This is a genomic window from Streptomyces silvae, assembly GCF_016745505.1.
GTDB lineage: Bacteria > Actinomycetota > Actinomycetes > Streptomycetales > Streptomycetaceae > Streptomyces > Streptomyces silvae.
On sequence record NZ_JAERUC010000196.1, the window covers coordinates 116,163 to 122,500 of the forward strand.

5 protein-coding genes are annotated in these 6,338 nt (G+C 73.8%); 4 read left to right on the plus strand and 1 reads right to left on the minus strand.

Annotated features, from left to right (window positions below; all coding sequences use genetic code 11):
* The first annotated feature begins 100 nt into the window (after positions 1–100).
* The 4 genes from JKV81_RS32675 (at position 101) to JKV81_RS32690 (ending at position 5,723) form a co-directional block, all read left to right on the plus strand.
* Positions 101–1,765, plus strand: coding sequence for a PucR family transcriptional regulator (locus tag JKV81_RS32675; protein WP_202079233.1), 1,665 nt, complete (start codon positions 101–103; stop codon positions 1,763–1,765).
* A gap of 180 nt (positions 1,766–1,945) precedes the next feature.
* Positions 1,946–3,325 (plus strand): type III PLP-dependent enzyme domain-containing protein, encoded by a 1,380-nt coding sequence (locus JKV81_RS32680; RefSeq protein ID WP_202079235.1) that lies wholly within the window; start codon positions 1,946–1,948, stop codon positions 3,323–3,325.
* On the plus strand, positions 3,322–4,155 hold the full coding sequence (locus tag JKV81_RS32685; protein ID WP_202079237.1) for a M55 family metallopeptidase: 834 nt from the start codon (positions 3,322–3,324) through the stop codon (positions 4,153–4,155). The genes JKV81_RS32680 and JKV81_RS32685 overlap by 4 nt, the downstream gene beginning before the upstream one ends.
* 122 nt (positions 4,156–4,277) lie before the next feature.
* A complete protein-coding gene (locus tag JKV81_RS32690) occupies positions 4,278–5,723 on the plus strand; it encodes an amino acid permease (RefSeq protein WP_202079239.1) in 1,446 nt (481 codons plus the stop codon).
* Positions 5,724–5,795: 72 nt separating this feature from the next.
* On the opposite strand, the gene JKV81_RS32695 is transcribed toward JKV81_RS32690, so the two are convergent.
* On the minus strand, positions 5,796–6,338 hold a 543-nt coding region (locus JKV81_RS32695; RefSeq protein ID WP_307820650.1), incomplete at its 5' end, for a glycoside hydrolase family 31 family protein.

Here is a 6,338-nt window from a genome sequence, read left to right on the forward strand (position 1 = left end):
CCCACGATCGCATTCCTCCGGGCCCCGCGTGGGGCGGCTCGCCCCGGCGGAGTGACGGGGGGCATGGCAGGCCGCGACGGCGGGCGGCGAGTATGGGCCCATGCACCTCTCCGAACCCGACCGCCCCGGCCCCGGCCCCGGCCCCGGCCCCGGCCCCACGCTGGCGCAGCTCCTCGCGCTGATCGCCGCCGGGACGCTGGACGTCGTGGTGGCGCCGTGCGGCACCGGTGTGCCGGTGTCCGACGTGGTGCTGCACGATCCGGGTGAGGAGCGGGACGAGGAGGTGTGGGCGGCGACCGGGCTGGTCCTGCTCGCGGTCGGCGTCGACGTCGCCTCGGCCGACGCGTTCGACGTGCTGCGTGCCGCGGACCGCGCGGGGGCGGCGGCCGTGGTGATGCGGCGCGGCACCCGGGGGCCGCGGACGGCTCTGCTGGAGGCGGCGGAGCGGGGGCGTACGGCCTTGCTGACCCGGCGGCCAGGGCAGGGCTGGACCGAGGTGCTCGGCCGGCTGCGGACGGCGCTGGTGCACAGCGCCCCGGACCGGGCCGCGGGTCCGGCCGGGGTGGGCGGGCTGCGGCTGGGCGATCTGCCGGGCCTGGCCAACACCGTGGCGGACCTGGTCGGCGGCGCGATCACGATCGAGGACCCGCAGTCACGGGTGCTGGCGTACTCGCGCATGGACCATGAGCCCGACCCGATGCGCAGGCTCACGATCCTCGGCCAGGAGGTGCCCCGCTGGCGGGTCGTCGAACTGCGCGAGAGCGGCTTCTTCCAGGCCCTGTGGAACACCGACGACGTGGTGCGGCTCCCCGCCGACGGGCGGTACGCCGAGCGGCTGGCGGTCGCGGTGCGGCACGGGTCCGAGGTGCTCGGCTCGATCTGGGCCGCCGCCGACGGGCGGCCGCTGGCGGAGGACGCGGTGGCGGCGCTGGCGACTGCGGGCCGCGCGGCGGTCCCGCATCTCTCGCACCACCGGACGTGGGGCCGGGCCGCCGCCTGGGCGCGCGAGGGCGCGGTCCACGCACTCCTGACGGGCAGCACGCAGGCGGCGCGCGACGTCGGGATCGCGCGGGACGGGCCGCACGCCGTGCTGGTGGCGGAGGCGTACGACGGCCGGGAGACCACCCCCGGGGACACCGGGCAACGGGTGCTCGACGTACTCGCGTTGCAGGCCGCCGCCTACCGTCCGGGGTGTGTGACCGCGCGGTCGGGGCGCCGGCTGTACGCCGTGGTGCCGGCCCTGGACGGCGAGCAGGACCCCGCGCGCACCCTGCTGGCGACGGTCCGCTCGGCGCCGGGAGGCGTGGTCCTCGCCGGTACCGGCCCCGTGGTGGCGGGTCTGGCGGAGCTGCCGGCCTCCCGTGACGCCGCCGAGCTGGTCGTGCGCGTACTGAGGGAACGGGCCGCACGCCTGCCGACCGCCGCGGCCGGGTCTGCGGTGGCGTCGTACGAGGAGGTGGCCGCCGAGGCGGCGGTGCTGCGCCTGCTCGACCGGGTGGAGCCGCTGTGGGGAGCGACGCCGGGCCCGGTGCACGCGCTGGTGGAGCACGACCGGGCGCACGGTTCGCGGTACGGCGACTCGGTGACCGCGTACCTGGACGCCTTCGGTGACACGGCCACTGCCGCGCGGCGCCTCAATGTGCACCCCAACACGCTGCGGTACCGGCTGCGCCGGGCACGGGAGCTGTTCGGCGTGGATCTGGCCGATCCGGCCGTGCGGCTCCTGGCTGACGTCGGACTGCGTCTGGACCGGCGTACCGGGTGAGCCGCAGCGGAGGCCGCCCAGCTCCATGATCATTTCGTTGTGGTCTCGGACAGGTATACGGGCCGGTCCTGGTGCCGGCTGACGAAGACGTGCCGGGCCTCGCGCACCGAAGCTGGTCACCACGGCCCGCGGCTGGACGAGCGCGGTGCACGAGCGACCTCAGGTAGGAGTGTGTTTCAGGTGACATCCGGTTCGGCCCTTCAGCGCGAGCGCGCCCGCGAGGCGGCGCTCGCCCGTGCCGTCGAGGAGGGGCTGCTCGGCCCCGGTTCGCCCCTGGTCGGCCTGCTCGACGTCGACGGGGTGCTGGCCGCGGTGGACGCGCTGCACGAGGCGTTCGAGGGGCCGGCCACGGTCCAGCACACCTTCGCGGCCAAGGCGTGCGGGCTGGTGCCGGTCCTGCGGCTGCTCCGCGAGGCCGGGATGGGCTGCGAGGTGGCCTCGCCCGGCGAGCTGGAACAGGCGCTGGCGGCCGGCTTCACCCCCGACCGGCTGGTCTTCGACAGCCCCGCGAAGACGGTCGAGGAGCTGGAGTTCGCGCTGGAGCACGGGATCGCGATCAACCTGGACAACTTCCAGGAGCTGGAGCGCGTCGACCGCCTGCTGGCCGGCCGCGAGCCCTCCGGCCCCGTCGGGCTGCGGGTGAACCCCCAGGTCGGCGCCGGTGCGATCGGGGCGATGAGCACCGCGACCGAGACGTCCAAGTTCGGCGTCGCACTGCGCGACCCGGGCGCCGTGGACGCGGTGATCGACGCCTTCACCCGGCACCCCTGGCTCAACCGCCTGCACGCGCACGTCGGTTCGCAGGGCTGCCCCCTCCCGCTCATCGCCCGGGGGGTGAGCGTCGCGTACGAGCTCGCGGAGCGGATCAACGACCGGCTGGGCCACGCCCGGATCACCGGCCTGGACATCGGCGGTGGTCTGCCCGTCAACTTCGACAGCGAGGACGACCGCCCCACCTACGCCGACTACGTCGCCGAGCTCCGCGAAGCCGCTCCGGGGCTCTTCGACGGCCGCTACGTCCTCGTCACCGAGTTCGGCCGCTCGCTGCTGGCGAAGAGCGGCACCATCGGCTCGCTCGTCGAGTACACCAAGTCGGCCGGCGGCCGGCGGATCGCGGTCACCCACGCGGGGGCGCAGGTGGCCACCCGCACGGTGTTCATGCCGGACGCCTGGCCCCTGCGCGTCGGGGTGTTCGACGCCGCGGGCCGCCCCAAGGAGGGGCCTCTCCAGGTCGTGGACATCGCGGGGCCGTGCTGCTTCGCCGGTGACCTGACCGCGACGGCACGCGAGCTGCCGGCCGTCGCGCCCGGGGACGTGGTGGCGCTGTACGACACCGGGGCGTACTACTTCTCGTCCCACTTCTCCTACAACTCACTGCCCAGGCCCGCCGTGTACGGGTATCGCACGGATGCGGCCGGCCAGGTCCGCCTCGCCACGATCCGCGAGGCCCAGAGCGTGCGCGAAGTCGTCGAGGAGAGCGGCCTCTCCCACGCGGAGGCGCTCGTGGCGCTGTGCGCGGACGGTGCGGAGCGAGAAGTCAGGGTGGGGGTGGCGGGGTGACGCGCGTCCTCATATCCGCCGACATGGAGGGGGCGACCGGCACCGTCTCCCCGGCGGACGTCGCGGCGGGGACACCGCGCTACGAGCGTTTCCGCCGCCTGCTCACCCAGGACGTCAACGCCGCCGTCGCCGGGTTCGCCGACGCCGGCGCGGACGAGATCGTCGTCAACGACGCGCACTGCGGCATGGACAACGTCCTCATCGAGGAACTCGACCCGCGCGCCGTCCTGATCGTCGGGCGGCACAAACCCCTCGGAATGATGGAAGGGCTGGAGGACGGCATCGACGCCGTGGCCTTCGTCGGCTACCACACCGGCGCCGGCGAACAGGGCGTCCTCGCGCACACCTATCTCTCGCACAGCATCCTCGGCGTCCGCATCGACGGCGAGCCCGTCGGCGAGGGCGGCTTCAACGCCCTGGTCGCCGCCGAGGCGGGCGTGCCGGTCGTCCTCGTCACCGGCGACGACCTGACCTGCCGCGAGGCCGCCGGCTACGCCCCCGGCTGCCGGACCGTCGCCGTGAAGAGGGCGATCTCCCGGCACGCGGCGGTCTGTCGCACCCCGGCCGTCACGGCGGCCGACATCCGCCGTGAGGCCGCCGCCGCTCTCTCGGCACCCCCGCCGCGCCCCACCCCGCGCGCCACGGCGCACGTGGTGGAGGTCGACGTGGACAGCCCGCACCTCGCGGACCGCGCGAGCGCGCTGTCCGGAGTCGAGCTCTCCGGCCCCCGTACCGTCCGTACGGATACCCCCGACGCCGTGACGGCACTGCGCCGCTTCCGGGCGCTCAGCTGGGTGATCGGCGGCGGCCGCGAGGGTGACTGGACCTGAGTACCAGCGGCCCGGCGGCCGAGATCGTGCCGCCGGGGCCGCCGCTCCTCGACGGCGCGCCCGCACCCGCCCCGAGGGTCTTTCCGTGCCGTTGTACGACGTTGCCCCTGACTGGAGCTGCCATGACTTCCCCCGCACCGCAGAAAGAACCGCAGCCGCAGAAAGAACCGCAGGGCCCTCAGCCGGAGCTCAGCCGGTCCCTGCGTAACCGCCACATGTCGATGATCGCGATCGGCGGCGCGATCGGCGCCGGACTGTTCGTCGGCAGCGGATCCGTGATCAAGACGGCGGGCCCCGCCGCGATCGTCTCCTACTGTCTGGCCGGCGCGCTCGTGCTCTGCACCATGCGGATACTCGGCGAGATGGTGGTGGCGAAGCCGTCCTCGGGCTCCTTCGCCGACTACGCGCGCACCGCCATCGGCCCGTGGGCGGGCTTCACCATCGGATGGCTGTACTGGTACTACTACGTCATCATCGTGGCCGTGGAGGCCGTCGCGGGTGCGGCGATCCTGCACGCGTGGATCGGGCTGCCGCTCTGGGTGCTGGCCATGGGCCTGATGGTCGTGATGACCGCGACCAACCTGCTCTCCGTGAAGTCGTTCGGCGAGTTCGAGTTCTGGTTCTCGTCCGTCAAGGTCGCCGCGATCGTGGCCTTCCTGATCGTCGGCGGTCTGTACGTCTTCGGCGGCTGGCCGGGGTCGTCCTTCGACTTCTCCAACCTGACCGCGCACGGCGGCTTCGCGCCGAACGGGTTCACCGCGATCTTCTCCGCGATCGTCGTGGTCATCTTCGCCTTCGGCGGGGCCGAGATCGTCACCATCGCCGCCGCCGAGAGCAAGGAGCCCGAGCGCTCGGTGGCCCGTGCCACCACCGGGATCATCTGGCGGATCATCCTCTTCTACGTCGGCTCCATCGTCCTGGTGGTCACCATCGTGCCGTGGGACAGCGCCAAGGTGCTGGCCAGCCCGTACGTCGCGGCCTGGAACATCATCGGGCTGCCCGGCGCGGGCGTCGTGATGGACGTCGTGATCCTCACCGCCGTGCTGAGCGTGCTCAACTCCTCGGTCTACGTCTCCTCGCGGATGCTGCGGGCGCTCGCCACCCACGGCGACGCCCCCACCTGGCTGGTGGCGACGAACAAGCGCCGGGTCCCGGCCCGCGCGATCCTGGCCGGGACCGTGGTCGGCTGGATCTCGGTGCTGCTGGCCTATCTGTCCCCGGACACCGTCTTCACCTACCTGGTCAACTCCTCGGGTGCCATCGCCATCTTCATGTACCTCATGATCGGCGCGTCCCAGCTGCGCATGCGGCGGCGCCTGGAGCGCGAGGCGCCCGAGCGGCTGACCCTGCGCATGTGGCTCTTCCCGTACCTCACCTGGGTGGTGATGGCCGGCTTCGCGGCGGTGCTGGTGGCCATGGCCGTCATCGCCGACCAACGCACCCAGCTGCTGACCAGCGTGGGCAGTCTGGCCGTCGTCCTGGTCGCGTACACGGTGCGCCGGGCGCGCGGCGGCCGGCCGGCCGATTCCGCGGACGCTCCGGAGCGGGCCGCCGCACCCGTCCGCTGACACCACGAACGCCGGACCGCCCGCCCCTGCTGCCAGGGGCGGGCGGTCCGGCGTTCGTCCGGCCCGGCGGTGTCAGGCCTGCTCGCCCACCACCGTGACCGTGTACGGCCGGTCCGTGTCCGTCGTGACGCGGACCTCGCCGCCCTCGCGGACCACTTCGTAGGTCGCCGCCACCGCGCCCGTGCGGTCGGGGACGGTCACGGTGCGGGTGAAGTCGCCCGTACCGGCGGGGGCGAACACGCGGAGTTCCAGGTCGTCGAGCCACTCGCCGTCCGGGCGTGACTCGTCCGCGCCGAGCGCCAGGACCGCGCCCTGGCGGACCAGCAGGGGCAGGCTGTCGAAGCCGTGGGTCTCCCGGCGCCACGCGGGACCGGTGACGGTGTCGCCGGTCAGCAGGTGGGTCCAGGTCCCCTCGGGCACGTAGTACTCGACCTCGCCGTCGTCGGTGAAGACGGGCGCGACCAGGACGTCGGGGCCCAGCAGGTACTCGCGGTCCGCCGTGCGGGCCGTCGGGTCGTCCGGGAACTCAAGCAGCAGGGGGCGCATCGTCGGGACGCCCGTGCGGTGGGCCTCGACGGCCACCCCGTACAGGTACGGCATGAGCCGGTGCTTGAG